The sequence below is a fragment of the Azospirillum largimobile genome (genome assembly GCF_977007025.2).
The window spans coordinates 924,100-950,850 of record NZ_CDRMUA020000001.1 but is presented as its reverse complement, the minus strand read 5'-3'; the positions used below and the strand labels follow the sequence as shown (position 1 = coordinate 950,850).

Here is a 26,751-nt window from a genome sequence, read left to right as displayed (position 1 = left end):
GCACACCAAGGGAGAGAAGAGGATGGAGAAAATCCTCACACTCCTGATCCTGCTGTTGCAGATCATCAAGGCGTGCCTTGATCTTCTGAACCGCTGATCGGATGGGCGCGTCGGGAACGGCAATTCTCGGCGCGCCTGTCCCTAAAGATAAGCCATTTCCCGCGTCCCGCAAGATGCTTCTGCACGCGGAGCGATCATGCGCTCAGTCGTCGCCGCCGGCCGGCATCGGGCCGTGGGGAAGATCGGCCTTGCCGCCGCGGTGGAACAGGTTGCCGACGAAGCGCCCGAAATCCTCCATGTAGAGGTAGAGCGACGGCGTGATGTAGAGCGTCAGCACCTGCGACACGCACAGGCCGCCGACGACGGCAAGGCCCAGCGGCTGGCGCAGTTCGGCGGCCGCACCATGGGCGATGGCGATGGGCAGCGTGCCCATGATGGCGGCCATGGTGGTCATCATGATCGGGCGGAAGCGCAGGATGCAGGCCTGCTCGATGGCGTCATGCGCCGACATGCCGTTGCGCCGCGCCTCCACCGCGAAGTCGATCATCATGATCGCGTTCTTCTTCACAATGCCGATCAGCATCAGGATGCCGATCATGGCGATCATGCTGAGTTCGATGTCGAACAGCATGAGCGTGCCCAGCGCACCGATCACCGCCGACGGCAGGCCGGACAGGATGGTCAGCGGGTGGACGAAGCTCTCGTACAGCACGCCCAGCACGATGTAGATCACCAGCACGGCCGCGGACAGCAACAACGCCTGACCGGCCTGGGCATCCTGGAACACCTGGGCTGTGCCGGCGAAGCCGGTGGTGATGGTGGGCGGCAGGCCCATGTCGCGCTCCGCCGCGCGGATCATGTCCACCGCCTGCCCCAGCGAGGCGCCGGGCGCCAGGTTGAAGGAGAGGGTCACCGCCGGCAGCTGGCCCTGGTGCGCCACCGCCAGAGGACCGGCCGTACGCTCCACCCTGGCGAAGGCGTCGAGCGGCACCAGCTTGCCCGACGTGGCCGACCGGACATAGATGCGCGACAGCGAACTGTCGTCGCCCTGGTATTTCGGCTCCAGCTCGATCAGCACCTGATAGTCGTTGCTGGGGGTGTAGATGGTCGAGACCTGCCGCTGGCCGAAGGCGCTGTAGAGGGTCGAGCGGACCTGATCGACGCCGATGCCCAGCGTCGCCGCCTTCTCACGGTCGATGTGGACATAGGCCTGCGGATTGTTCAGCTGAAGGTCGCTGGCGACATCCTGCAGGATGGGAATGCCGTGCAGGGTTTGCTCCAGCCGGCCCGACCACTGGTACAGCTCCTCCAGGTCAAGGCCCTGGATGGTATACTGATACAGGCTCTTGGAAGTCCGGCCGCCGATGCGCAGGTTCTGCACCGGCTGCATGTAGACGGCCATGCCTGGGATGCCGTTGACCTGACGGCGCAGCTGCTGGATCACGTCGGTAGCGGAAGGCCGCTCCTCGCGCGGCTTCAGCGTGAGGAACATGCGGCCCTGGTTGCCGGTGCTGCCACCGACACCGACGGAGGAGATGACGTCCACGACCGCCGGGTTGGCCTTCATGATGGCGGCAACCTGCTGCTGGCGCTCCGCCATCGACGGGAAGGCGATGTCGGCCCGCGCTTCCGTCGTCACCTGGATCTGGCCGATGTCCTCGGTCGGGAAGAAGCCCTTGGGGATCGCCTGATAGAGAACCGCCGTGCCGACCACGGTGGCGATCATCACCAGCCCCATCAGCGGCCGATGGCGCAGCGTCCAGCGCAACGTACGGGCATAGCCGTTGAGAAGGGCCGAGAATCCGGCCTCCAGCATACGGCCGAACCAGCCCTCCTTCTCGCCATGCGCATTGTGGACGAGAAAGCGGGAGCACATCATCGGCGTCAGCGTCAGCGACACGAAGGCCGACGCGGCGATCGCCATGGTCACGACCAGCGCGAATTCATGGAACAGCCGGCCGACGACGCCGCCCATCAGCAGGATGGGGATGAACACCGCGACCAGCGACAGGGTGATCGACAGGATGGTGAAGCCGATCTCGCGCGATCCCTTGATGGCGGCCTCGAACGGTTTCATCCCCTCTTCCACGTAGCGGACGATGTTCTCCATCATCACGATGGCGTCGTCCACGACGAGGCCGACGGCCAACGTCAGCGCCATCAGCGAGATGTTGTCGACGGAGAAGCCCATCAGGTGCATGCCGCCCGCCGTCGCGATCAGCGAAATCGGCACGGCCAGCGCCGGGATCAGCGTGGCGGACAACCGGCGCAGGAACAGGAAGATCACCAGCACGACCAGCACGATGGTCAGGGCCAGGGTGAACTGCACGTCCTCCACCGCCTGACGGATCGATTCCGAGCGGTCGTTGACGATCTTGATGGCGGCGGAGGCCGGAAGCTGGGCCTGGAACACCGGCACCAGCTCGCGCACCCGGTCCACCACGTCGACCGTGTTGGCGTCGGGCTGGCGCTGGACCGCCAGCATGATGCTGCGCGTGCCGTTCAGCCAGCTGGCGGTGCGGTCGTTCTCGACACTGTCCAGCACCTGTGCCACATCGCCCAGCCGCACCGGCGCGTTGTTGCGGTAGGCGACGATCAGCTCGCGGAAGGCGGCGGCGTCGGGAAGCTGCGGGTTGGCCGCGATCACCAACTGCTGCTGCTGGCCGGTCAGGGTGCCGACGGGGGTGTTGGCGTTGGCAGCGGCCAGCGCCTTCTGCAGCTCGTCGATGCCGATGCCGCGCAGCGACAGCGCGTTGGGGTTCACCTGCACCCGCACGGCGTATTTCTGCGAGCCGTAGATCTGCACCTGCGCCACGCCCGGCAGTGTCGCGACCTTCGGCTGGATCAGCGTTTCGGCAATGTCGTTCAGCCTCGCAAGCGGCAGGGTCGGCGAGTTCAGCGACAGGAACAGGATCGGCTGGTCGGCCGGGTTCACCTTGCGGTAGCTGGGCGGCGTTGTCATCTCCGCCGGCAGACGGCGCTGGGTGCGGGCGATCGCCGCCTGCACGTCGGCCGCCGCCGCGTCGATGTCGCGCTCCAGCACGAACTGGATGGTGATGTTGGTGTTGCCGAGTGTGCTGTTGGAGGTCAGCGTGTCGATGCCGGCGATGGTGGAGAATTCCCGCTCCAGCGGGCTGGCGACGGAGGCCGCCATCGTCTCCGGGGAGGCGCCGGGCAGCGTGGCGGTGACGCTGACCACCGGGAAATCGACCCGCGGCAGCGCCGCGGTGGGCAGCTGGCGATAGGCCGCCAGACCGCCTAGAACCAGGGCCGCCGTCAGGAGAATGGTCATCACCGGACGGCGGATGCAGAGTTCGGAGAGGTTCATGTCGCACCCCCGCCTGTCTTGCCCTGGGTCAGGACACTGCGGCCGGCAGCATCCTGAGCGGCGGAACCCTGCTGTCGGTCGCCCTCGGCTGTCTCGCCGGAAGTTGCGCCGGCGGGCTTTCCGCCGGGACGCTCGGTCACCTTGGCGCCGGGGGAGAGGCGCGACTGGCCATCGACCACCACCCGGTCACCGGCCTGCAGACCGGATGCGATGATGCTGAGCCCACCATGGGTCCGCTCGACCGTGACCGGACGGACCTCCACCGTCTGGTCGGCCTTCACGACATAGACGTAGCGGCCCTTCTGGCCGGTCTGCACCGCAAGATCGGGGATGGTCAGGGCATTCGGCTCCACCCGCAGGGTCAGCACGGTGTCGACGAACTGGCCCGGCCACAGCCGGGTGTCGGCGTTCGGGAATTCGCCCTTCACCAGGATGGTGCCGGTCTGCTGGTCGACCTGGCTGTCGACGAAGGACAGCTTGCCCTCCGCCGTCTCGCCGCGGCTGCCGGCGATGGAGGCGGTGACCGGCAGCCTTCCGGTCGCCATCGCGCTGCGGATCGCCGGCAGATGCTTTTCCGGGACATTGAAGGAGACGTTGATCGGCCGCAGCTGGGTCAGGGTGACCAGCGGATTGGTGTCGGCGGCGCGGACCATGGTGCCGACCTTCGCGTTCACCGTACCGGTGCGTCCATCCATCGGCGCCGTGATGCGGGTGAAGCTGAGCGACACCTTCGCCGCCTCGATCGCCGCAAGATCGGCCTTCACCGTGCCCTCCAGCGCATCGGCGGTGGCGACGGCGGCATCATAGGTGGTGCGGGAGATGGCGCTGGTGCGCACCAGCTCCGCATAGCGCTTCACGTCCCCCTTGGCCTTTTCCAGATTGGCGCGGTCGCGCTCCAGATTGGCCTGGGCCTGACGCAGCTGGGCCTCCAGCGCCCGGCTGTCGAGGGTGAACAGCGTGTCTCCCGTCTTCACCTCCTGCCCCTCGGTGAAGTTCACCGTCTCGACCACGCTGTCGACGCGGGCCTTGATGGCGATGGCGGCGATGGGCTGGACGCTGCCGATGGTGACGATCTGCTCCGGCACGGCCTGGACCGTCACCTTCTGGGTCACCACCGGAACCGCACGAGCTCCCGCCGGCGCCGCGTCGGCCTTGGCGGTCTGTGCCTGTCCCCCGGCATGGCGGGTCTCATACCAGTAGTACCCGCCGCCGCCGAGCAGTGCCGCGACCAGCAGGGCCAGGAAAAGCCGTCTCATCCGTTGGGACTCCAAACGCCGGTGGCCGGCTTGCGCTTATATGAAAGGAGGCAGATTGGTCAGGCCGGACATCAGGAAGTCGATGACGGAGCGCTCCAGCGCCTCGCGCGGGCGTTCATCCATCTGCATGATTCCGCCGCGCACCATGCCGATCACCAGAAGCGGGACGATTTCCAGATCGATCTTGCGGAACTCGCCCGACGCCATGCCGTCGGCCATGACCTGCTGCAGGGCGGTCGCGGTGCGCTCGCTTCGGCGGCCGATGATCCGGCGCGTGCGGTCGGCAAGGTCCGACTGGTCGCCGCCCAGCCGCTTCAGCGTCTGCAATTGTTCGCTCAACGTGCCGACCAGGGCGGAAACCATCGCCGACAGCCGGACGGAGGCCGGAACCTGCTGCGGGGCGATTTCGGCGTTCAGCTTCTGCTCCAGCCCGCCGAGCGCCCGTTCCAGCGACTCCAGATAAAGCTCCTCCTTGGAGGGGAAGTAGCGGTACAGCGTCGCCTTGCCGACGCCGGCCCGCTTCGCCACCTCCTCGACCTGGACGGAGGCATAATCGCGGCCGGCGAACAGCTCCGCCGCAGCGTTGAGGATCACCTCGCGCCGCCGAGCCCGCCAGTCAGGTATCTCTTCCGCATCGAGAGGCATGAATGGAACCCACGGGTTTCGAAAAGTGACGATAGTGGAGTTCCTTAGAGTGTCAAGGAACCGCTCTCCAGTAAAAATGAAATCGGCGTCATCGTTGGAAGCCTATCCCGGCCAAGGGATTGACCTCTCAGCAGGACGACCATCATGCGTTGTACTGCCGGCAAAGCGGGAGCAGTCAAGCGCGAAGGGCGCGGGCCCCGGAGTCCCGAGGCGGCGCTGCCTGGGAAGCCGGAACCCGCGCCCTTATAGAGGACTTGCCATTATCGGATACGCACCCTTGCGGGCGTGGCAGGTCAGCTCCGCGTGGTGGAGGATCGGCTGGTGCCGGTGGAACCGGTGACGCCGGTGGTGGAGCCGGTCATCGACCCGGTCCCGGCGGAGGCGCCGGCAGGACCGCCGCTGGCCCCGGCCCCGGTGCCGGTGGAGGACGGCGACGCGGAACCGGTGCCGCTGCCGGTGGAGGCGCCGATACCGGCATTGGTGCCGACCGTGGTATCGGCCCCCTGCAGTCCGCCCGTCGTCCCGCTCATGGCGGAAGAGGTCGTGCCGGAACTGATGCCGGTGGAAGCACCGGAGGTCGGACCGCTTCCGGTGCCGCTCCCCGCATTCGCCATGGCGGACGCGCCGGCCCCGGTGGAGCTGCCCCAGCCGGAGCTTCCCTGGTTGCCGGTCTGGCTGCGGACGCGCAGGTTGTTCTGCACATGGGTCACGCCGGACACCGCCTCGGCGACATCCTCGGCACGGCGCTTGGTGTGGCGGTCGGGGACCATCCCGGTCAGCGTCACCTCGCCGCCGCTGACCGCTACCTCGATGTCGGACGCGTCGACATAGGCGTCATCGGTCAGGCGATCGCTGACGTCCTCGCGCACCCGCTCGTCGGAGCGGCTGTAGCCGCGCGGACCACGGCCTCGATGCTGGGAAGCGCGGCGCTCATCCTCATGCCGCCGGCGCTCGGCATCGTCGTCGCCGAACCAGGACGCGATCTCGTCGCCGGCCTGCTCCCAGAAGCCGCGCTGCTGCGTACGGCCGCGGTCTTCGCCCCGGCGTTCGGTCCGGCCGCCGCCGTAGCCGCCCCGAGCCTCCTGCGCGCGGTACATCCCGCCGCGGTCCTCGCCCCAGGAGCGGTCGCGACCCTCGTCGCGCTGATAGCCGCCGCCATGGCTGCCGCCGTAACTGGTGGATGAACTGCCGCCGAAGTCGCGCCGGCTCGAACCGCCGCGTTCCCACTCGCCGCGGTCGCGGCCGGATTCGTAACCGCCGCCATAACCGCTGCCGTAACCACCCTGCGATCCGTAATCGCGACTGCGGTAGTCGCGGCTGGCATCGTTGCGGTCGCCGGTTTCGCGCTCGCCATACTCGCGGCCGCCATAGCCGAGGGAGCCGCGGCCGCGGACGACCTGCTCGCCTTCACCATAGGGACGCACGCCGTAATCGCGGTCGCGATACTCGCTGCTGCCGACATCGCGGCTGGTGTAGTTGCCTTCGGTCCCGGCATTGCCGGAGCCGGCATAACCGCCATAGCCGCTCGACCCGGACCGCCCGCCATAGCCGGCGGCATAGCCGCCGCGGCTCATGTCGCGCCCGCCGCCGAAACTGCGGTCATAGACCCGCTCCATCTCGCGGGCATTGTCGCGGCGGTTGTCGCCACGGTCCATATTGGGATCGCGGCCGTAGCCGCCGGATTCGTTGCCGACCTGCCCTCTGTATCCGGGATCGCGGTAGAGATGTCCGCGCTCGTCCTGGTGAAGATGCGCCTGCGGGCGATACATGTTTTCACGGTCGTTGGACCGGTAATCGTCGGGATCGTAGACGCCGGCGTGCTTGGCCTCGCCCCAATCCCGGTGCCGGTTCGGCTCGCGATCGTCGTCGCGCCAGTCGCGGCCTTCACCGCGCCACCGATTCTCGTTCTGCGCCATCGTGGTCGGCTCCCTCTTGCTGGATTCTTGGAACCGCGGTCGGCACGGCGCGATTGGCATCGGCCACCGGCGCCCGTGCGCCCGCGTTTCCCGAACAACAGGAGGGACCAAATGGCGTTCCGGATTTTTCCCGGCCGCCGACGGTCCAGTGAGTGAATTCTGGCACAGAGCTTGCGTGGCAGGAAGCGGTTGGTTCCACGCATCACTTGCGGCTTCGGCGCTTCATGCACCGAAGCCGCTTTCTTTTGCGCCCTAATATTGGGCAGAGACTTCGAACTGCTTAATTTGCAAGCGGTCGGTCGAGCAGACGGGCAACCGCAGCCCCCAACTCTTCGTTGAGGAAGGGTTTGTAGATGATCTCATCCGCATTGAACATGCGCGTCATCTTCAGCAGATAGCCCGCCGGCATGTTGGGGGCACCGCCGGACATGGCGAGGATCTTCACGTCGGGCTGGGCGGTGCGCGCCGCCTTGATCAGTTCGATCCCGTCCACCTCCGGCATCAGCACGTCGGTGACGATCAGGTCGAAGCTGCGGCGGTCCAGCGCGCGAATGGCGGCACGGCCATTCTCCGCCTCGGTCACGTCGAAACCGCGACCCTCCAGATAGCCGGCCACGGACAGCCGTACGGCCGGCGAGTCTTCAACAACCAGGATGTTTGGCCGAATGGCACTTCCCATCACACTCCCGGCCCCTTTTCGGGAACCGCCTTATCGCAAGGCCGGCCGAAGCCGGCGGAATAAACCCCCGACGCCTTGCCCCCGCTGTCATCCGCCCAGCGCCGCGACGGCGGCAGCCGCATCGGCATGGATTTCGAACAGCGACGAGAAGCCGCTGACGTCGAACACCTCGCGGATGTGCGGCGCCATGGCCGACAGGGCGATGGCTCCGCGCTTCGCCCGGGCCGCCTTGGCGGCGACCAGCAGACAGCGAAGCCCGGCAGAACTGATGTAGGAAAGCCGCTCCATGTCGACAACGAGCCGCGTGCCCTCGGCCCCGATGACCGACAGCAGCGCCGCCTCGAACTGGGCGGCATTGCCGCTGTCGATGCGGCCGTCCGCGCGCAGCACGGTGACGCCGTTGACCGACTGTTCGGTAATATTCATCCCCTGCCCTCGCCTTGCCTTAGCTGGATCTTACCCGAATCTTTCCTACCCCGTGCTTATAGCACGCCCTCGCCGGTCCGACGATGCATTCGCAGTACAACGGGACGGCTACCGCCATCGATTTCCTGGTGTCAGGCGACGGGATCGGACAGCTGCGCCACGACGGCGACGGGCGCGTCCGCCGCCCCACGCCAGCGCAGGACCAGACAAGTGATGTCGTCGGACTGCGGCGCACCGGCGGTAAAACGGGCGACATCGGTCAGCACCCCGTCCAGCCCGTCGCGCGCCGAGGCATTGGTCTGCCCGGCGACTGCGGCAACAAGCCGCGGGTCGCCATACATCACGTCTTCACCGTTGAAGGCCTCGGTCACGCCGTCGGTGAACAAAACGACCATGTCGCCGGTGTCCAGCGTCACGGTCTTCTCGCCGAAGGGCATGTCGGGCATGGCGGCCAGCGCAATGCCGGGGGTGCGCTCCAGTTCCTTCACCGCGCCGGAGGCGGTCATGCGCAGCGGCGGGTTGTGGCCGCCGTTGGAGAAGGCCAGCACGCCGGTGCGCAGGTCCAGCTCACCGTAGAAGACGGTGACGAACATCATCTGTTCGTTTTCCGCGGCAAGCAGGTTGTTGACCCGGCGCATGGTCTCCGCCGGACCGACGCCGGATTCGGCGATGGCGCGCAGCATGGTGCGGGTGATCAGCATGAAGAAGGCGGCCGGGATGCCCTTGCCCGACACGTCGGCGATGACCAGCGCCACCTTGTGCTCGGAAATCGGGAAGAAATCGTAGAAATCGCCGCCGACCTCCTTGGCCGGGATCATCCGCGCGGCGATGTCCAACTCCGGCAGATCGGGAAAGACCTGCGGCAGGATCGTCAGCTGCATGGTGCGGGCGATCTCCAACTCCTGCTGCAGGCTGATCAGCCGCCGCTTGTCATCCAGCGCCTCTCGCAGGTCGCGCACCATTTGGGTCAGCTGCACCTGCTGGGTGCTGACCCGCGTCGCCAAGCGCGAGAAGCCCAGCGCCAGCAGCCCCAACTCGTCGCCGACCCCCTTGGATTGGGCGGACTGGGCGTCGTGGGTCTCCGCCTCGATCTGGCGCAACTCCTCCAGCAGGTTCTGGCGGGCATCCTCCTCAAGCGTGACGGCCAGCGCCTCCATCTGGCGGCGGATGAAGCGCTGCTGGCGGCGCAGGCGCCGTTCGCGCTGGCCGGCACTGCGCTCGATCTCGCGCATCACGCCACGGAAGACCTCCACGGCACCGGCGATGCGGCCGATCTCGTCGTTGCCGGCCGGCAGCTCGACATAGCCCATGGCGCGCCCGCGGGAGAGATCCTGCAAAGCCTTCACGGCCCCGTCCAGCGTGGAGAAGTTCCGCCGCAGGAAGCCGTAGAGCAGGCCCAGCGCGCCCAGCAGCACCAGCCCGACCGCCGCGACATAGGCGACCGACCACAGCGCCTGCTCCTCAACCGCCTGGGTGACGTCGCTGGCGATCAGCACGGTGGCGACGCGCCCGCCGGCAAGGTCGGCGACCGGCAGGCTGGCCAGCGCGTAGCGGCGCCCGCCGCCGGCGATGGTGGTGATGCTGCGGTCCGCCGGACGGATCAGCGGCTTGACCGCCGGCCACAGCGGATCGCTTTCCCCGTCGAAGGCGGTGCCGTTGCGGGTCACGGCGAAGACGCGCCCGCCGGTGGTCCGCCGCAGCACGTCCAGCGCGGCGACGAAATCCAGCCCGGCCACGGCGGCACCGGTAACGCCGGCCCCGCTGCCCGCACCGCCGCCGGCCCCGGTCCCGGCATAGATCGGCACGCCGGCCACCACGACCAGCCGTTCGCCGTCGACCAGACGGACGCCTCGCGCCAGCTTCTGGCCCGACAGGATGGCATCCAGCGCGCCGCGGTTCAGCAGCGGTTCCGGCTCCAGCGCCGGGTCGGTGCTGTAGAGCAGTTCCGCCGATTTCGACAGAAGGTTGACGTCGGTGATTCCCCCGGTGGCGGGCGCGGCGACGATGCCGAGCGCCGCAACGCGCCGGTCCAGGGCGCTGCGGTCCTCCGCCTCCACCGCACGGGCGATCTCGGCATCGCCGGCCAGCCGGCCCAGCCCCTGGTCGATGCGCCCGACGGCGCCCGACACTGCCAATTGCCAGGAGGTTTCGAGACGGGCCAGTTCCAGCTCGCGCGCACGGCGGTCGAGGGCATCCTCGCGCAGCGCGGCAAAGCCGAGGAGAAGGCCGGCCACCACGGTGACGGTGGCGAGAACGAACAGAATGATGCGGGTCTGAAGCAGCATCTGGGCCTCTCAGCTCCGCAGAACGACGATGGGACGGGCCAGCAGCGCGGCCAAGGCGGCCGGCAACAGCGTGGATGCCGCGAGCATCCCGCCGTCCCAGCCGACCGCCGCCGCCCACAGCAGGGCCGCGCCGATCCCGGAGGCCAGCGCCCGCAGCAGCGAGAGCTGCCCGCCGTCCGCCGCCTGACGGCGCACATAGGACAGTGCCAGCCCGGCGGCGAAACCGCCGGCCAGCCCACCGGCCAATCCGGCCGGCAACGCGGTACCGCCGAGCAGCAGCACGGCCGCCGCCGACAACAGCGCCAGCGCGCTCAGCACCGCCGCGACACGGCGCCAGCCGGGCGGTACGGCATAGCCGGCAATGGCACCAACCAGTGCAGCGGCCAGCGCCGGACCGGCCAGGGAAAGGCTGCCGGCGAGAACCAGCATGGGCGCCGCGGCGGCGGACAGCAGGGCGAAGGCAAGGACATCGTCGGACCGGGAATCGATCTCGCGGCGCGGCGCGGCCTCCAGGCCCGGACCGAGGGCAGTCAGCGCCGACAGGCGGGTGTCTTCGACGGCGGAGGCCACCTGCGGATCGAAGACGGCGGCGCGCACTTCGTCGGCATGGGCGGCGAAGCGCTGGCGGCGATCGTGCAGGCCGAAGACGACGGCGTTGAACGCGAACAGCAGCCGGCCGACCTGATCGCGCGGACGGCGGCCCAGCAGGGTGGCGAAACGCCCGTCCACCGCCTCCGCCATCGCCAAGGCGAGGCGGCGCAACGGCGCGCGGAAGCTGGCGCGGGCCAGAACGCCGGCCAGTTCGGCCAGCAGCACCAGAACCGCCAGCCCCCCCAGCGCCACCGTCGCCAGTTCCTCGGCGATCTGGCCGCGCACCTGCTGCGGCTGGACGCCGACCAGAACATGGCCGGCCGGCGGCTGGCCCACTCCGCCGCCGCCGCCTTCCGACGACAGGCGGCCGACCCGCACAGGCACCCTCAGGATCAGCAGGCCGTCGCGCTCGATCGGCTGGAGCGTCGCGGCACGGGTCTCCGGCGTCGGCAGGCCGCGCAGGCCGGCGGTCAGCGCCTGCAGCCCGGCGGCGTCGATGCCGCCGCCGGTATTCACCGCCCCCTGCAGCAGTCCCCCGTCCCCACCGGTCAGCGCCAGGAAGCCCAGGTCCGGGTTGCGTCCGGCAACACCCTGAAGGAAGGCCCCGACCCCTTCGATGCGCGGCAGGGGAATGCCGTAGGCGATGGCGCGTTCCAGGTCGTGCTGAACCGCCTCCGCCACCGCGGCGGCCTTGGCGGCGCGCGCCTCTCCCAGCTGGTCCTGCGCCAGCCAGGTGCCGAGCAGCCCGACGCCGGCCATCGCAAGGGTAGCCGCCAGCAGGATGGCGGCCGGAATGCCGACCATGAACAGACGATGGCCGCCGGAGGGGCCGCCGGAGGGGCCGCCGGAGGGGCCGCGGTAAGGGCTGCGGGAGGCGCTGCGGGTCGTCATGCGAGTTCGTCCAGGCGTGCGACTTCGCGCTCCGCCTCGTCCAGGATGGTCAGGCGCCGCCGCACCGCATCGGTGAAGGCGGCGGCCGGCAGCCCGAGTGTCTGTTGCGGCGATTGCGCCGGCGCTTCGGCGCGGATGCGACCGCCCTCCCCCAGCCCTTCGAGCGTCGTGGCGAGGTCGGCCAGCGAACGGCGCGGTCCGGCGGCAAGCCGCAGGCCGGCCAGCCAGCCCAGCAAGGCCAGCGGAAGCGCGATCAGCACCGCACCGATGGAGAGGGTCAGGGCATAATGGCGCATCGGTTCGGCCATCGCGCCGGCCGGCATGCGGACCAGCAGGCTGCCGGCCACGGTGTCGAAGCTGGTGGCGAGACCGACGCCGTAGACCCGCTCGTCCCCGCGCTCCTCCGACCAGAAGCCGCTGACGCCGGAATTGGGTTCAGCCCCCGTGCGGACAGGCAGAAGCTCGCCCACCTCCACCGCGTTGGTGGAGAACAGGACGGTGCCGGTCTCGTCCAGAACGGTGACGGACTGGATGCCGGGAAGGGCGACGCGGGCGCGGGCGAGCAGCCCGTCGACTTGCGGCAGGTCACCCAGCGAGAGGCCGAGGTTCAACTGGGTCTCGAGCGACGCCTTGGCCTCGCTCAGCACGAAGCCGACCTGGGAGGTCACCGCCTCGTCCAGGCGGCGCGCCTGTTCGCGCGTCCACAGCACGACGGCGGACAGTGCGGAGACGAACACCGCCACCGCCACGAACGCCGCCAGCCGCGCCCCGAAACTCCCCGATCCCATCCCGGCCATCCCCCTTCAGCCGGCCGCGCGCCTCAGCGCCCGCCCGGCCCCGTCCCGTCATGCTCCAGAGGAGCCTTTTCCCGGCCGCACAGCGCGTACCAGCGGCGCGCGGCACCGTCGCCCGCGGCGACGCGGCCCCAGACATGGCCGCGCTCGAACACGTCCCAGCGCCCGGCCAGTTCCTCCACCGCCACCAGTTCGGCGCTGGCGGTGTCGAAGATCGGATCGGCGGTGAAGTCGCGGTGGACCAGCAGCCGGACCAGATCGCCGCCGACGCGGACCAGCCGCTTCGGATAGATGCCGTGGCCGGCCAGATGGCCCCAGCTGCGGTGGTTGCGGGTGCTGACGGTGGTGATCAGGTGCCGGCGGCCCAGCGCCTCCGCCACCTCGATCCGCCAGTCGATCAGCCGGTGATGCAGGCCGCGCCCGCGCTCGGACGGATCGACCATCGCCGACGACATGTGCGCCACCCAGGGCAGTTCCGCCTCCGGCAGGTCGAGGTCGCGGCCCCGGTTGGGATCGTCGCCGGACGGCAGGCCCAGCGCGCCATAGGCGACCAGACGGCCGCCGGATTTCTCCCCGGCGCGCCCCTCGTGACGGAAGATGCCGGCGGTCAGCCCCCTGTCGCCCAGATGGTCGGCGACGAAGTTCCCGACCTCGCCCGCCATGCGGTAATGGTCGGGATCCTCCAGCGTCGCCACCACGCGGACGCGGAAGTCGGCCAGCAGGTTGGAATCGTCCAGGTCCATCATGCGGGCGGTCAGCCCGTCCGGCAGGTCGGCGGCCAGCGCCTGCAGGCGGACGGCGGCCACCGCGCGGGCGGCCTCGCCACACAGGGGGGTTCCGCCGAACGGCAGGGTCATGGGGATGCGGGCGCTCATGATTCGATGATTTCCGCGAAATTCAGGAGGCCGATGGGCGGGTAGTACTCCAGCGCCCGGACCGTGGCCATGTTGATGATGACGGAAAAGCGCTTCAGCGTTTCCACGGGAATTTCAGCCGGACTGACGCCGTCCACCAGGATCTGCGCCGCCTTGAAGGCGGTGAAGCGGCCGATGCCGTAGGCGCTGCTCGCCAGCGCCAGCATTGCCTTGTCGGTGCGCACGATCAGCTCGGTCACCGAGAAGGTCGGCAAGCCCAGGCGCAACGCCTCCGCCGCCACGACCGTGCGGTTGTGGAAGGCGATGAAGGTGTCGGGTCCGATATAGAGGACCTCGCCGCCGCGCCTCGCCACCCGGGCCAGTGCATCGGGCACCGCGGCGGAGATCGGCTCGCCGCGGTCGTTCAGGGGGACCGGCTCCCCGATCAGCTCCAGCCCGCGCAGCGCCGTCTCGGCCCGCAGCCCCTCCACCGTGAGGACGGAGTTGCGTTCCTGCGGATTGTAGACCACGCCCAGCCGCTTGATCGGGCGATAGGCCTGGATGGTGTTCAGCTGCACCGCGATGGGCGCGATGTGGATGGTGCCGGTGACGTTGCGCCCCGAGCGGGCGAGGTCGGGCACGATCTTCGCGTCGACCGGTGCGGCGACGAAGGTGAAGACCACGGGGATGTCGGTGACGTGCTTGGCGGGGTCCGCCCCGTCATGGGGGCCGACCAGCGCGCGGGTCTGCGGCGTGCCCCAGCTGTAGACGAGGTCGGGGCGCGTGTCCTTGATCTCCTGGATGATGCCCGGGAGCTTGGCGGTGTCGCCGCCGGTGTTGCGGATGGTGTAGTCCACCTTCAGGCCGCGGCGGGCCAGATAGTCCTTGAAGCCGAACTCGTTGTCGCTCTCGCCGCGGCCCAGCACCATGGTGATGCGGAAGGTCTTGTCGGGCACCGTGGCGGCCAGCGCCGATCCGATCAGCGAGCTGCCGGCCAGCGGCAGTCCGGGCAGGGCCAGCCCGCCTGCAGCGGCAAGGCGCAGCAGCGAGCGGCGGCGGATGCGGAGGAGATCGCTTTCGTCGATTCTCATCGCGGTCAAGCCTCCTGTGGCCGGGCGGCGGGGGATGCCGGGCGCCCGGTGCGGAAAAGGATCCAGAACAGAAGCGCGCTCGCTCCGCACAGCAGGCCGATGCTCAGCATCGCCTCGCGGTAGGAGGTGGCGACCGCCACCGCCATCGCGGTGACGGGGCCGAGCGCGCCGCCCAGACGTTCGATCAGCCGGTACCAGCCGATGGCCGCGGTCTCCGGCAGGCCGCCGTCACGGGCGATCTGCGAGACCAGCGTCAGCTGCGGGGCACCGACCAGCGCCTGCGACAGGCCGAACAGGGCTATGGCCAGCGGCGGCCCCCACAGCGACTGGGTGGCGATGATGGGCAGGCAGCTCGCCAGCGTGCCGATGCCGCCGGCGGCGATGAAGCCGCGCCGGGCTTGCCAGCGGTCGGACAGGCTGGCGGCCAGCGGCGACACCAGGATGAAGGCGACGAAATACATCATCTGCACCCGCCCGATCTCCGCCTTCGACGCGCCGTCCGCGGTCAGCAGCAACGGCACGAGGCAGAAGAGGAAGGCGGTGGACGCGATCTTCGTCGGGATGGCGCTCAGCACCATCAGGGCGGAGAAGCGGAAGTCGCGGAACAGCGGCAAGGCGCTGCCCATCGCCGGACGGGCCGCCGCACCGGCAGCGGCACCGGAGTGGGACTGCGCCGCACCGCGGCCGCGCAGCAGAAGCAGGCTGACCGACAGGCCGGAGCCCAGCGCCAGAAGCGCCCCCAGCAGGAAGGTGGCGCGGAAGCCGATCTGGTCGGCGATGATGCCGCCGCTGACCGGACCGCAGACACCGGCGGCCAGCAGCGCGCCGATGAACATCGCCATGCCGGCGGCGCGGTTGCGCGGGGTGGTGTGGTCGATGACGATGCCCTGCGCGGTGATCAGCACCAGCCCATAGCCGAGCGCCGTCAGGCAGCGCCACAGCATCAGTTCGGCCAGCGACCCGGCGAAGGCGGTCAGCGCGAGGCTGACGGAACCCAGCAGGGCGCCGATGGTGAAGGCGCGCGACCGGCCCCAGCGTTCGGAGAAGCGGGCGCCGCCCGGCTGCGACAGCGCCCAGATCAGCATGAACAGCGTGATCGGCAGGCTGACCACCATGTCCGGCGTCAGCCACGGCACCTCGCCGGCGAAGGACTTGGCATAGGCCGGCAGGAAGGGGCGCGACAGCTCCTCCGACAGGCAGAACAGGAAGACCGGCAACCGCAGGAAGACGAGGTTCAGCGGCGTCGGCGGCGGACGCGCGGAGTCCGGATCGCGGAAGCGGAAGCGGCGGGCGAGCGCCGACAGCCCGGCCTCCGCCCGGCCGATCCGCGGGTCGTCGCCGCCCAGACGGCGACGCAGCTCCGCCACCCGCGCGGCGAGGCCGGCATATCGGGCGTTGACGCCGTCGAGCGCAGCGCGCACGCCGCTTTCCAGCGCCCGGTCCTCCGATGCCGCCAGGGGGCCGGGTATCTCGGGCAGGGTGGCGCGGAAATCCCCCTCCTCTGCCCGGTCGGCCAGCAGCCGCAGGGTCAGCACCCGCCGCATGGCGAGATTCACCACCAGTTGAAGCACTTCGAAGATCAGCAGGACGGAGACGATGACCACCGACAGTACGTCCAGCGCCAGGTCGGTCGAGGCCTTGGCCAGGAAGGCGCTGTCGACGCCGACATGCAGCGCACCGGCCGGATTGCCGGTATCGCCCAGCGGGCGCTGGACGTCGACGAAGCCGCGGGCCAGCCGCCCGTCGGCGGGGCCGGTCAGCCGGTCCGGCGACAGCGCCGTGATGCCGGCCAGCGGTCCGCCCGCCGCGGCGACGATGCGCCCGTCCGGGCCGGTCACCGCGATGTAGGCGATGTCGTCGTGGCGCTCGACCTCCGCCGCCAGCAGGGCGTCGAGGCCGGCCATGCGGTCCAGCGGAATGCGGACGCCAAGCCCGCGGTCGATCTGCGCGCCCATCAGGTCGCCGACCGTCTGCGCCTTGCGCGCCAGTTCCGGCTGGAACAGCGGGTCGAAGCTGCGCAGCGACAGCCAGGAGGCAGCACCGGCCGCCAGCAGCAGGACCGCCACCGTGACGATGGTCAGGCGCAGCACCAGCGCGCTGATCGGGTCGCGCCGCCTGGCGGGCTTGGCGGTCGAGTTGGCAGACGGCTTGGCGGAGGTGTCGCGGGCCGGATCGCTCATGTCACCGCGCCCTTCACTGGGAGTGGTCCTGGGGCATTCGGCGCCATGGCATCCAATTCACGCTCCAACTCCTCCATGGCGTGATCGGCGTCGGCGATGCCGTGATTCAGGCGATCGCGCACCATGCCCAGCGGCGCGGTGCCGTCCGCCAATCCACCACGTCCGCCGCGCTGCCGCACCACGACGAAGACGGCGGCCAGCGTCACCAGCGCAGCGACACCGACCAGGGCCAGGATGTTGCCACGCAACCCCTCCTCGACCGTCGCAACCCGCGATTTCAGCCCGGCCAGGGAAGAGCGCAGGATCACCTGCCCCACCGTCTGCCCGAAGCTGTTGCGCACGTCCGAACCGAGGATCAGGACATCGCCGGCGATCTGTTGGCGCAGGGTTCCGGCCGAAGCGTCGTCGCCCCAGCGCACGGGAGTGGGCTGGCCGACGGCGTTGCGGTCGGCGGCGAACAGAATGACGCCACGGTCGTCCACCACCTCCACGCCGAGGATTTCCTCGCCGGAGGCCGCGCGTTCGGCCTGTGCCTGCAGATCGACCAGTTCGGACAGGTCGAGACCCAGCGTCAGCCCGTATTCGACCCGGCGCCGCATCTCGTCCGCCACCACCGCAAGGCGGGAGCCGGTGACCTCGCGCAGCTTCTGTTCGAACTTCAGTCCGGACAGCGCGACCGACAACAGCACGGCGGTCGCGACCGTCGCCGCGATCACGGCGCCGGTGCGCAGGGCCAGCACCCCGCCCAGCCTCATGGTGTCCCTACAACAGGAAAAGGTGATGCATCAGCCACGGATCGCCCAAAGCTCCATCGCCACCTGGGGGAAATCACCCGCTAGATGAACCGCGATTCCGCCTGATGTTGCAAGCTGTTTCCAAATAGGGCTACCGCGTTCGAGTTCGAAATACACGGCACCGGCATGGTAGGGCAGCTGGCGCGGAGCGACGGGCAGCGGCCTTACTCGGATTCCGGGCAACTGTACATTGACCAGTTCGCGGATTTGCTCCACCGGGCCGATCTTGACCAGTGCGGGGAAGTTGCGGCGCAACGCCTCGCCCGGCATGTCCGCCCGCACCGCCAGCACGAAGGTCGCCGTGGTGATCAGCGAGCGGTCGGCGATGGTGCCGACGCGGATGCCGTATTTGCGTTCCTGCAGGTCGATCGGAATGGCGGTCTGTTCCAGCACCGCGCTCAGCGACCGGCGGATCTCCGCCATCACGGGTTCGAGCGTGCCCTGCAGATCCTCGTGCCGGTAGGGCGGGAAACTGGGCGGGCGCTTGTTGACGGCGGTGAAGGTCGCCAGTTCGCCGGCCAGCCCCAGCATCATGCCGTGCAGCCGTTCCGGATGGATGTCGGGCATGCGGGCGATGTTGGCGAACAGCGGTTCCGACCGGTTGGCGACCTGAAGCATCAGGAAGTCGGCCATCTCGCCGGCGCCGCGCCCGTTGGAACCGCCGACGCGGGCGGCCAGCGCCTCTGACCGGCTGTTCAGCAGTCCCTGGATCTCGGTGACGAAGCCGGCCAGCGGGGCCAGCGCCTGGACGTTCAGGGCCGGTGGGATATAGCGCTCGTCCAGCGAAGCATGGCGGTCGGACCGCACCTCCTGGATGCGGGCGAGGCCCAGGCAGTGGTAGCCGGCGCGCTCCTGCCGCTCCAGACGGTAGCGCAGCCGCAGGCGCCCGGTGCGGATGCGCGACACGCTGGCCGACCCGGCGATGGCGTCGACCGTCTCCGTCTCCTCTCCGACATAGCGGGTGGCGGCGTCGGCGCTCTCGCCCACCTCGAACTCCACGCCGCCGCGCTGGCGGACCGGCAGGGCGAGGTAGACGACGCTGTTCGCCAGCGTTTCCGGCAGGTCCAGCGGCGGCGGCGGATCGTCGTCGTCGGGGATGTTGATCGGCGTCCCGTCCTCCAGGATGCCCTTGCAGCGCAGGACGGCGAACTTGCCGACGGCCAGAAGCTCGCGGTTGATGGTAAGTTCGCTGATGCCCCAGGCGAAGGGACGGATGCCGGCGACGCGGCCGCGCACCAGCCGCTCGACATAGCGGTCCTGCTGCTGGAAATGCTGCGCCCGCAGGAACATGCCTTCGGACCAGATGACCTTGTCGTCCCAACTCATGGGCGCTTTCCCTCTTGCAGGCTGATGGTCGTTGCCATGGTTCCCCGTCCTCCCGTCAGCCGCCCAGCGCGTGGCGGTGGATCGGCAGGAGCCGGCGGTACAGCGCCGCCAGCCGGGTGCCGCCGTCGGCGGTCTCCCCGGTCAGCTCGCGCACCGCGGCCAGCAGGGCCGACTGGTGGGCCGCACCGTCGGACACCGCCGCCTGCAGCAATGCCTCCGCCTCGGCGGGTGGCAGGGCGCGCAGGCGGGCGAGCGCGTCGTCGGCATCCACGGCGCGGCGCAGGATCGACTCCCCCTGCGCCATCGTCTCGTCCGGGTCGAGGCCGAGCAGAGCCTCCAGCGCCGCCTGCCGCCGCACCAGCGACAGCACGACATCGACCAGTGCGCGGCTGAGCGCGTCGGAGGCCGGGTCGGCAGACGGGGTGGCAAAGGGCGACGGACGCGCACCGAAGGCCGGCGGGACCAGCGGCTCCTCGGCCCAATCGTCAGGCGGGATGGCGGGCGGGGTGGCCGGCTGCGCCGCGAAGGGCTGGGCAGGAGCCGGGTTGGACGGCTGGGCTGCAGGTGTCAGCTCGACAGGATCATCCAGCCAATCGTCTGGGATCGACGTACCGCCATTGCCCTTGTCAAAGCCTGCATCGAAGCCGGCATTGGAGTTGGCGTTGCCGAACCCCGCCTGCTCGGTCGACACCCGGATGGTGCCGAGGCTGTCCGGCGAGAAGTCGGTCTGGGTGGAGCCCGCCCAATCGGGATCGCCGCCGGACGCGTTCCCCGCCGCGGTCTGCTGCCAGCCGCCGCCCTGCTTGCCGCTCCAGCGTTCTTCCGGCTGCGGCAAGTCGCCGAACAGATCGTCGTCCTCCGGGATCGGCATCACCGACACCGGTCCGCGGCCGAAGGCCGGCAGGGCGAAGGGATCGTCCCCGGGCGAGGCCGCCGGCGACGGCGCCGGTTCGTCGGAGCCGCGCAGCACGGCCAGGAAGGGGTCGTTGGCGGGTGGCGCCTCCTCCGCCGCGAAACCGGCGCGCATGACGAAGCCGCCCATCCGCAGCCGGTCGCCCTCGCCCACCACGGCGGAGTTGCCGCGGCCGATCGGGGTCGGCGCGTCGTTCAGGAAGACGCCGTTGGTGGAACTGTCGATGACGATGTAGACGCCGCCCTTGAACTCCACCATGCAGTGGATTTTGGACAGCATCCGCTCCGGATCGTTGAGCACCCAGTCGCAGTCGGGACCGCGGCCGATCACCAGCCGTCCGGTGCCGAGATCGCGGGCGATGTCGCCGCCCTGCGCGGGCGGGCATTGGATCAGGGTCAGGCGCAGCTTCATCGGATCACGCCGCCCCCACCTTGCCGCTGCCGCCGTTGGCGATGTCCAACGCCTGGACCAGCGACGCGCGATGGCGGGCCGTGATCTCCTTGGGCACCGCCGCGGCGGCGATCAGCACCGCGGCGGCGGCGGCCGTCCCGGTCAGCCCGTCGCCCGGCGGCACCACCACCGCCGCGTCGGGCGGGGCGAGGCTGCCACCCGACCAGAAGGCGGCCATGGCGGCATAGGCGCAGGCGGTCTCGAAATTCATCGCCTCGGCCGGCGCGAAGCAGGCGCGGCGGTTCTCCTCCGTCGGGCGGTAGACCCAGGCCTCCGCCGCCTCCAGCGCCGCGACATCGGCCGGCGCCGGCTCGGCCGAAAGCGCGCCGCGGGCCGACAGGCAGCCCCACCACACGGCCTCGCGCCGCGGCAGGGCCATGCCCAGCAGCCGGATGGCGTCCGCATACAGTTCGGCGTCGATCAGCGCCTTCAGGAAGACCGCCGTCGGAGCGTTCGGCGCGTACAGCGCCTTCGCTTCCGTCGACAGGTCCAGCCCCGCGACCGCTTCGGCCGCGCGGGCAAAGCGCAACTTCGGCAAAAGCCCGATGTCCACCGTCCCAACCCCGCTTGAAAATCCGTCCCAGTGTGGACGGCGTTCGTCAATTGATGGTTACCACGCCGCCCTGGATCTTAACCATCGCGTCGCCATTCACCTGCGTCATCGCGCCCTTGATCTGCACCTGCATGTCGCCGGTGAGCTTGACCATGCTGCCCTTGATGGTGACGCCGGTCTGGTCGATCTTGATGCTGTTGCCGCCGACCTTCAGTTCGATGCCGGTCGCGGCCTGCATGGTGATCTGCCCGGCGGACGCCTTCACCGAAACGTCGCCCATGCCGAGCTTCAGGGCGTAATCGCCCTGCTTGACGTCGACCGACATGTCGCCCTGCTTGACGGTCAGGCTGTCGTTGCCCTGCCCGACCTCGACCATCCGGTTGCCCTCGCCGACCGTGTGGGTGTCGTTGCCCTTGCTGACGGTGACGGTGCGGTTGCCCTTCCCCACCGTCAGGGTCTGGTTGCCCTCGGTCACCTCGTGGGTGTCGTTGCCTTTCGACACGGTGACGCTGCGGTTGCCCTTGGCGATGGTGACGGCTTCGTTGCCTTCCGACACCGTTTCGGTGCGGTCGTTCTTGATGGTGATGGTCTGGTCGTGGTCGACGGTCAGCTTGTCGTCGTTCTCCACCATCCGGGTGAAGTCCTTCTGGGCGTGGAAATAGATCTCTTCCGCGTCCTTCTTGTCCTCGAAGCGCAGCTCGTTGAAGGTCGCCGCGTCGCCGCCCTTGCTGGAGCGGGTCTTGATGCCGCTCTGCGTCTTGTTGTCGGGCAGCGTATAGGGCGGCATGTTCTCGGCGTTGTAGACGCAGCCGACGATCAGCGGCCGGTCGGGATCGCCGCCGATGTAGTCGACCAGCACCTCCATGCCGACGCGCGGGGTGAAGATGGTGCCCCAGTTCTTGCCGGCCATGGTCTGGGCGACGCGCAGCCAGACGAAGCTCTTCTCGTCCTTGGCGCCCTTGCGGTCCCAATGGAACTGCACCCGGACGCGGCCATACTTGTCGCAGTAGATCTCCTCGCCGCTGGGACCGACGACGGTGGCGGTGTCGGGACCATGGGTGCGCGGGCGCGGCACCGGCGGCGGGCGGAACACGGTGGCCTCGGGGATCGCGGCGAAGCGGCAGGAGAATTGCGGCGGCATGCCGCCATTGCCGAGATGGCTCTCGTCCTGCGCGCTCAGCGCCAGATCGGTGACGACATAGCCCTTGCCGACCTCCGCCGTCACCGCATGGCCGGCCATGGAGATCTTGCCGCCGGCCGACAGGCCGCGGTAGGTCGCCGTGCCCTCCACCCGCTCATAGCCGGTCTCCGTCTCCTCCATGCGCAGGCGCGACAGGTCGGTGCCGTCGGCCTTGACCATGTGGCCGCCGGGATAGGCGAACATCTCGTGCGACTTGAAGGCGGAGACGCCGAGCACCGTGGTGGTGCTGGCGGTCAGGTCGGTGCTGGGCGTCTCGAAATTATAGTCCTTCAGCGTCCATTTTCCGGACACGTAGGACTGGGAATGCGACCAGCCGTCGATGGCCAGCGTGTTGCCCTGCGACGCGGTGGAGTGGTTGACGTCCTTGTCCAGGCAGTCGGTATAGCCCGACGCGCTGTCGCTCAGCACCAGCGTGTGCTTGCCGGCCTCGTGCTGGAAATAGAAATAGATGCCCTCGTCCTGCAGAAGGCGGGCGATGAAGTCGTAATGGGTCTCGCGGTACTGCACGCAGACCGGGCGGGCATTGTGGGTGCCTGACAGCCCCTGCTTCTTCACCTCGGTCACGCCGCAGTCGGACAGCATGGCGTCGACGATCTGGACGACGCTCTTGTCCTGGAACACCTGGCAGTCGGAGCGCAGGGTCGCGAGCCACAGGGACGGCACGATCTCCGCCGTGTAGCGGCGGTAGCCGCGCAGGGCCAGCGGCCCGGCGGAAAAACTCTTCACGATGCCGTTGATGATGCGCGGACTGCCACCCTGGCGCGCGACGGACAGCGTCAGCGACTTTCCCAGGATGTCGGCCGGCGCGATGGTCATCCGCGGCGAGATCATCGTAACGGTGTAGCGGAACAGGCGCGACAGCCCTTCCTCTCCCTCGACGGCAACCGGGATCAGCACGTCCGCGCCGAGCGGCGAGGTCAGCGACAGAAGCCGGCCGGTCTGCGAGATGGTGGGCGCATCCGACATGCGGGCTTGGTCCTATGTGTTGGGAAGCAATGGTCGAGGAAGGTCTTGCCCCCACCCCTACCCTCCCCCGCTTCGCAGGGGAGGGAGATATCCCCTCCCCCGCCCAGCGGGGGAGGGTTAGGGTGGGGGCAAGTGGAGCCGAACTTAGGCGCTCTTGGTCGTCGACAGGTCGTAGGAGACCGAAATCGGCGTGCCGGCCTTGTTCTTGTCGTCGTACGGAATGAACTTGTACTCCATCTTGGTGAAGCTGATGGAGATCGATTCCGACGGACGGTCACCGCCCGACGACATCGAGTAGGCCGAGACCAGGGCGTTGGTCAGGGTGTATTCGGCGTAGGTGTTGCCCGGGCTGCCGGTGGTGACGAGGTGGATCTGCACCTTCTTGCCGATGGCGCCGGTGCAGGATTCGACGAAGAACTTCGGCGAGGAGCTGTCCATCAGCTTGGTGATGGTCACTTCCGACACCGACGGCTCCGAGGCTTCGCGGTTGGCGGTCGAGCCCGACGGGGTGCTGATGGCGCGGCCGACGCCCCACTGCAGCGAACCGACGTCCAGCCACTTCTTGTGGGTCTCGTGCGTGGCCTCGCCGTCGATGCCGTCGTACTTGATATAGATCGCCATGGTTGTCTCCTCGCTCTCTTGAAGTCGGTCTTAACGGGTGAAGCTTGGTCTGTGCTGTATGGTTACGAAAGAATTGAGGCGGGTGCTGTGACGGTCGTCACCGCCCGTCATTTTTATGCGCGCCCGCCCCGGCCCTCCCGTTTCCTCGGACTCAGGCGATGTCGTAGACGAAGCGGTCTTCGCCATCGACCGAGACGTGGACGCGGGTGATCGGCTCGCCGTCGCCCATGCGGGCGAGGATGCGGGACGAGATCTCCGGCAGAAGCGTGCGGCTCAGGATCGTCTCGATGTTGCGGGCGCCGCTGGAGACCTCCTGGCAGCGGTTGACGATGCTCTGGACCAGATCATCGGAGTAGGAGAACGCGGCCTTGTAGTTCTGCACCACGCGCTTGGCGATGCGGTTCAACTGCAGGACCACGATCTTCGCCAGATTCTCGTCCGAAAGCTGGAAGTACGGGATGACCGTGCAGCGGCCGAGGAAGGCCGGCTTGAAGCTCTTCTGCAGTTCGGGATGCAGGGCCTCCAGCAGACCCTCGGCGTCCGGCGCGGTCTCCGGATCGGCGCACAGCTTGTGGATCAGGTCCGTGCCGGCGTTGGACGTCATGATAATGACGGTGTTCTTGAAGTCGATGTCGCGGCCTTCGCCGTCCTTGATCGTGCCCTTGTCGAACACCTGGAAGAAGATGTCCTGCACGCCGGGATGGGCCTTCTCCAGCTCGTCCAGCAGGACGACGCTGTAGGGCCGGCGGCGCACCGCCTCGGTCAGGACGCCGCCTTCGCCGAAGCCGACATAGCCGGGAGGCGAACCGAGCAGCAGGGAGACCTTATGCTCCTCCTTGTACTCGGTCATGTTGATGGTGGTGACGTTCTGCTCGCCGCCATAGATCAGGTCGGCCAGCGTCAGCGCCGTCTCGGTCTTGCCGACGCCGGAGGTGCCGACCATCAGGAAGACGCCGATCGGTTTGCGCGGGTCGGTCAGCTTGGCGCGGCTGGTCCACATCGCCTGGGCGATGGCGTCCAGCGCGTGGTCCTGACCGATGATGCGCTCCTTCATGCGGTCGGCCAGCGACAGGATGGTCTTGATCTCGTTGGAGACCATGCGGCCGACTGGAACGCCGGTCCAGTTGGCGACCACCTCGGCCACCGCCTGCCCGTCCACCGCGACCTTGACCAGCGGATCCTCGCCCTGCAACGCGGTCAGCTCGGCGGTCAGCGCGCTCAGCTTGGCATTCAGCGCATCGGCGTCGAGCGGCTCCGCGGGAGCGGCGCCCTCTGCGGCCGGGGCCTTCGACTGCTCATGCGCGGCGACCAGCTGGTCGCGCGTCTCGTTGATGGCGCGGACCAGTTCCAGTTCCTTGGTCCAGCGCGCCTCCAGCGCCTCCAGGTCGGCCTGGGTGGCGGCGATCTTGTCCTTGAGTGCGCCGACCTGCTCGGCATGGTCGATGCCGATGGCCTGCTCGCGCTCCAGGATCGCGACCTCGGTCTCGGTCAGCTGGATGGTGCGGCGGCGGTCCTCGATGGCCGGCGGAGTCGCGGTCTGGCTCATCGCCACGCGGGCGCAGGCAGTATCCAGCAGGCTGACCGCCTTGTCGGGAAGCTGGCGCGCCGGGATGTAGCGGCTGGACAGGCGGACCGATTCGATCAGCCCCTCGGTGACGATGCGGACCTTGTGGTGCTTCTCCAGCGTGGCGGTCAGGCCGCGCATCATGTCGACGGCGACCGGCTCCGCCGGCTCCTCCACCTTCACCACCTGGAAGCGGCGGGTCAGCGCCGGGTCCTTCTCGAAGTACTTCTTGTACTCGGCCCAGGTCGTGGCGGCGACGGTGCGCATCTCGCCGCGCGCCAGGGCCGGCTTCAGCAGGTTGGCGGCGTCGTTCTGGCCGGCCTGCCCGCCGGCGCCGATCAGGGTGTGCGCCTCGTCGATGAACATGATGATGGGCTGGCTGGAGCCCTTCACCTCGTCGATCACGCCCTTCAGCCGGTTCTCGAACTCGCCCTTCATGCCGGCGCCGGCCTGGAGCAGGCCGAGGTCGAGCGACAGCAGGCGGACGTTGCGCAGATCCGGCGGCACGTCGCCGGCGGCGATGCGCAGCGCGAAACCTTCGACCACCGCCGTCTTGCCGACGCCGGCCTCGCCGGTCAGGATCGGGTTGTTCTGGCGGCGGCGGGTCAGCACGTCGATGATCTGGCGGATCTCGGCGTCGCGGCCCAGCACCGGATCGATCTTGCCATTCTTGGCGCGGTCGGTCAGGTCGATGGTGTACTGGTCGAGGTTGGGGGTCGCCCCGCCGACCTTCGGCGCGCCGCCCGCGGCGGCCCCGCCGGCAGCGCCGCCGGCCGCTGCGACCGGCGCGCTGGTCCGCGCCTCCGCCGTATCGGCGACGATCTTGGGCAGGTCCCGGCGCAGCACATCCGCGGTGATCTTCGCGAACTGGCCAGACATGTCGCGCGCCTGGGCGGACAGCGATTCGTCGGACAGCAGGGCCGCCAGCAGATGGCCGGAGCGAACCGCCCCCTCGCCATACTGCAGCGAGGCCAGCACCCACGCCTCGCGCATCAGCTGCACCAGATTGGGCGACAGGGCCGGCGCCCGGCTGTTGCCGGTCTTCAGCTTGTCCAGCACCCGCGTCAGGTCGGCGGACAGGCGGCCGGCGTCGATCTCGTAAACGCGCAGAATGGCGGAGATGTCGCCGTCGGCCGCGCCGATCAGCTGGAGAAGCCAGTGCTCGATCTCGCAATTGTAATGCGTGCGCGACAGCGTCTGTCCGGCCGCAGCCTCCAGCGCCCGCCGGCACAGAGGATTAAGCCGCGAAATCATGCTCTGCAGATCGACCGCCACCATGGCTCCACCCCCTTCGTGTGACTTGCGTGTCTTCAACCCATGCGGGCAGAGCGCCTGCGGCGCCCGCACCAACTCAACCGACCGGCCGGTTCGTCCTCTGGCTGTGCCGCGGACTTTGACCAAGCCATTTCGAAAAATCCACTGCTATG

Annotated in this window: 19 protein-coding genes; all 19 read right to left on the bottom strand. The window is 69.0% G+C overall.

The window, feature by feature from the left end:
- Nucleotides 1-202: 202 nt before the first annotated feature.
- The 19 genes from ACWPKK_RS04395 to tssH all read right to left on the bottom strand — a co-directional run bounded on the left by ACWPKK_RS04395 (nt 203) and on the right by tssH (nt 26,602).
- Entirely contained in the window at nt 203-3,328 is a 3,126-nt protein-coding gene (locus ACWPKK_RS04395) for an efflux RND transporter permease subunit (protein ID WP_452001306.1), read from the bottom strand.
- A complete protein-coding gene (locus tag ACWPKK_RS04390; protein ID WP_452001304.1) occupies nt 3,325-4,584 on the bottom strand; it encodes an efflux RND transporter periplasmic adaptor subunit in 1,260 nt (419 codons plus the stop codon). The genes ACWPKK_RS04395 and ACWPKK_RS04390 overlap by 4 nt, the downstream gene beginning before the upstream one ends.
- Before the next feature lie 36 nt (nt 4,585-4,620).
- Nucleotides 4,621-5,229, bottom strand: a complete 609-nt coding sequence (locus ACWPKK_RS04385) for a TetR/AcrR family transcriptional regulator (protein WP_310114146.1) — start codon at nt 5,227-5,229, stop codon at nt 4,621-4,623.
- Nucleotides 5,230-5,522: 293 nt separating this feature from the next.
- Nucleotides 5,523-7,145, bottom strand: a complete 1,623-nt coding sequence (locus ACWPKK_RS04380; protein WP_452001302.1) for a BON domain-containing protein — start codon at nt 7,143-7,145, stop codon at nt 5,523-5,525.
- A 280-nt stretch (nt 7,146-7,425) separates the two neighbouring features.
- Entirely contained in the window at nt 7,426-7,824 is a 399-nt protein-coding gene (locus ACWPKK_RS04375; protein ID WP_149223352.1) for a response regulator, read from the bottom strand.
- 87 nt (nt 7,825-7,911) lie between these two features.
- Entirely contained in the window at nt 7,912-8,250 is a 339-nt protein-coding gene (locus tag ACWPKK_RS04370; RefSeq protein WP_324871814.1) for an STAS domain-containing protein, read from the bottom strand.
- Nucleotides 8,251-8,381: 131 nt separating this feature from the next.
- Nucleotides 8,382-10,535, bottom strand: a complete 2,154-nt coding sequence (locus tag ACWPKK_RS04365) for a PP2C family protein-serine/threonine phosphatase (RefSeq protein ID WP_452001300.1) — start codon at nt 10,533-10,535, stop codon at nt 8,382-8,384.
- Between the two features lie 9 nt (nt 10,536-10,544).
- Nucleotides 10,545-12,017, bottom strand: coding sequence for a HAMP domain-containing protein (locus tag ACWPKK_RS04360; RefSeq protein WP_452001298.1), 1,473 nt, complete (start codon nt 12,015-12,017; stop codon nt 10,545-10,547).
- Nucleotides 12,014-12,805: a hypothetical protein gene (locus tag ACWPKK_RS04355; protein WP_452001296.1), complete on the bottom strand. Its 792-nt coding sequence runs from the start codon at nt 12,803-12,805 to the stop codon at nt 12,014-12,016. Before ACWPKK_RS04355 ends, ACWPKK_RS04360 begins: the two co-directional genes overlap by 4 nt.
- Before the next feature lie 32 nt (nt 12,806-12,837).
- The gene (locus ACWPKK_RS04350) at nt 12,838-13,686 is read right to left on the bottom strand and encodes a GNAT family N-acetyltransferase (protein WP_452001295.1); all 849 of its coding nucleotides are present in this window, start codon (nt 13,684-13,686) and stop codon (nt 12,838-12,840) included.
- On the bottom strand, nt 13,683-14,756 hold the full coding sequence (locus ACWPKK_RS04345) for an ABC transporter substrate-binding protein (RefSeq protein WP_452001293.1): 1,074 nt from the start codon (nt 14,754-14,756) through the stop codon (nt 13,683-13,685). The genes ACWPKK_RS04350 and ACWPKK_RS04345 overlap by 4 nt, the downstream gene beginning before the upstream one ends.
- Nucleotides 14,757-14,761: 5 nt before the next feature.
- The gene (locus tag ACWPKK_RS04340) at nt 14,762-16,936 is read right to left on the bottom strand and encodes an MFS transporter (RefSeq protein ID WP_452001291.1); all 2,175 of its coding nucleotides are present in this window, start codon (nt 16,934-16,936) and stop codon (nt 14,762-14,764) included.
- Nucleotides 16,933-17,691: a hypothetical protein gene (locus tag ACWPKK_RS04335; RefSeq protein ID WP_324871806.1), complete on the bottom strand. Its 759-nt coding sequence runs from the start codon at nt 17,689-17,691 to the stop codon at nt 16,933-16,935. Before ACWPKK_RS04335 ends, ACWPKK_RS04340 begins: the two co-directional genes overlap by 4 nt.
- A 30-nt stretch (nt 17,692-17,721) precedes the next feature.
- On the bottom strand, nt 17,722-19,056 hold the full coding sequence (gene tssK, locus ACWPKK_RS04330; RefSeq protein WP_310114162.1) for a type VI secretion system baseplate subunit TssK: 1,335 nt from the start codon (nt 19,054-19,056) through the stop codon (nt 17,722-17,724).
- A gap of 55 nt (nt 19,057-19,111) precedes the next feature.
- Nucleotides 19,112-20,380, bottom strand: a complete 1,269-nt coding sequence (locus ACWPKK_RS04325) for a type VI secretion system-associated FHA domain protein (RefSeq protein ID WP_452001289.1) — start codon at nt 20,378-20,380, stop codon at nt 19,112-19,114.
- Nucleotides 20,381-20,384: 4 nt separating this feature from the next.
- Nucleotides 20,385-20,972 carry a DUF6931 family protein gene (locus ACWPKK_RS04320; RefSeq protein WP_452001287.1) on the bottom strand — a complete coding sequence of 196 codons (588 nt, stop codon included), beginning with the start codon at nt 20,970-20,972 and terminating at the stop codon, nt 20,385-20,387.
- 46 nt (nt 20,973-21,018) lie between these two features.
- A complete protein-coding gene (locus ACWPKK_RS04315) occupies nt 21,019-23,139 on the bottom strand; it encodes a type VI secretion system Vgr family protein (protein ID WP_452001285.1) in 2,121 nt (706 codons plus the stop codon).
- Between the two features lie 144 nt (nt 23,140-23,283).
- Nucleotides 23,284-23,760, bottom strand: a complete 477-nt coding sequence (locus tag ACWPKK_RS04310) for an Hcp family type VI secretion system effector (protein ID WP_149223339.1) — start codon at nt 23,758-23,760, stop codon at nt 23,284-23,286.
- A 151-nt stretch (nt 23,761-23,911) separates the two neighbouring features.
- Complete coding sequence (tssH, locus tag ACWPKK_RS04305; RefSeq protein WP_452001283.1) at nt 23,912-26,602, bottom strand: type VI secretion system ATPase TssH; 2,691 nt, start codon at nt 26,600-26,602, stop codon at nt 23,912-23,914.
- Nucleotides 26,603-26,751 lie beyond the last annotated feature (149 nt).

What these genes read in the sequence shown, in the direction of transcription:
- ACWPKK_RS04395 (WP_452001306.1), bottom strand. Translation starts at nt 3,328, where the DNA reads ATGAACCTCTCCGAACTCTGCATCCGCCGTCCGGTGATGACCATTCTC.
- ACWPKK_RS04390 (WP_452001304.1), bottom strand. Translation starts at nt 4,584, where the DNA reads ATGAGACGGCTTTTCCTGGCCCTGCTGGTCGCGGCACTGCTCGGCGGC.
- ACWPKK_RS04385 (WP_310114146.1), bottom strand. Translation starts at nt 5,229, where the DNA reads ATGCCTCTCGATGCGGAAGAGATACCTGACTGGCGGGCTCGGCGGCGC.
- ACWPKK_RS04380 (WP_452001302.1), bottom strand. Translation starts at nt 7,145, where the DNA reads ATGGCGCAGAACGAGAATCGGTGGCGCGGTGAAGGCCGCGACTGGCGC.
- ACWPKK_RS04375 (WP_149223352.1), bottom strand. Translation starts at nt 7,824, where the DNA reads ATGGGAAGTGCCATTCGGCCAAACATCCTGGTTGTTGAAGACTCGCCG.
- ACWPKK_RS04370 (WP_324871814.1), bottom strand. Translation starts at nt 8,250, where the DNA reads ATGAATATTACCGAACAGTCGGTCAACGGCGTCACCGTGCTGCGCGCG.
- ACWPKK_RS04365 (WP_452001300.1), bottom strand. Translation starts at nt 10,535, where the DNA reads ATGCTGCTTCAGACCCGCATCATTCTGTTCGTTCTCGCCACCGTCACC.
- ACWPKK_RS04360 (WP_452001298.1), bottom strand. Translation starts at nt 12,017, where the DNA reads ATGACGACCCGCAGCGCCTCCCGCAGCCCTTACCGCGGCCCCTCCGGC.
- ACWPKK_RS04355 (WP_452001296.1), bottom strand. Translation starts at nt 12,805, where the DNA reads ATGGGATCGGGGAGTTTCGGGGCGCGGCTGGCGGCGTTCGTGGCGGTG.
- ACWPKK_RS04350 (WP_452001295.1), bottom strand. Translation starts at nt 13,686, where the DNA reads ATGAGCGCCCGCATCCCCATGACCCTGCCGTTCGGCGGAACCCCCCTG.
- ACWPKK_RS04345 (WP_452001293.1), bottom strand. Translation starts at nt 14,756, where the DNA reads ATGAGAATCGACGAAAGCGATCTCCTCCGCATCCGCCGCCGCTCGCTG.
- ACWPKK_RS04340 (WP_452001291.1), bottom strand. Translation starts at nt 16,936, where the DNA reads ATGAGCGATCCGGCCCGCGACACCTCCGCCAAGCCGTCTGCCAACTCG.
- ACWPKK_RS04335 (WP_324871806.1), bottom strand. Translation starts at nt 17,691, where the DNA reads ATGAGGCTGGGCGGGGTGCTGGCCCTGCGCACCGGCGCCGTGATCGCG.
- tssK (WP_310114162.1), bottom strand. Translation starts at nt 19,056, where the DNA reads ATGAGTTGGGACGACAAGGTCATCTGGTCCGAAGGCATGTTCCTGCGG.
- ACWPKK_RS04325 (WP_452001289.1), bottom strand. Translation starts at nt 20,380, where the DNA reads ATGAAGCTGCGCCTGACCCTGATCCAATGCCCGCCCGCGCAGGGCGGC.
- ACWPKK_RS04315 (WP_452001285.1), bottom strand. Translation starts at nt 23,139, where the DNA reads ATGTCGGATGCGCCCACCATCTCGCAGACCGGCCGGCTTCTGTCGCTG.
- ACWPKK_RS04310 (WP_149223339.1), bottom strand. Translation starts at nt 23,760, where the DNA reads ATGGCGATCTATATCAAGTACGACGGCATCGACGGCGAGGCCACGCAC.
- tssH (WP_452001283.1), bottom strand. Translation starts at nt 26,602, where the DNA reads ATGGTGGCGGTCGATCTGCAGAGCATGATTTCGCGGCTTAATCCTCTG.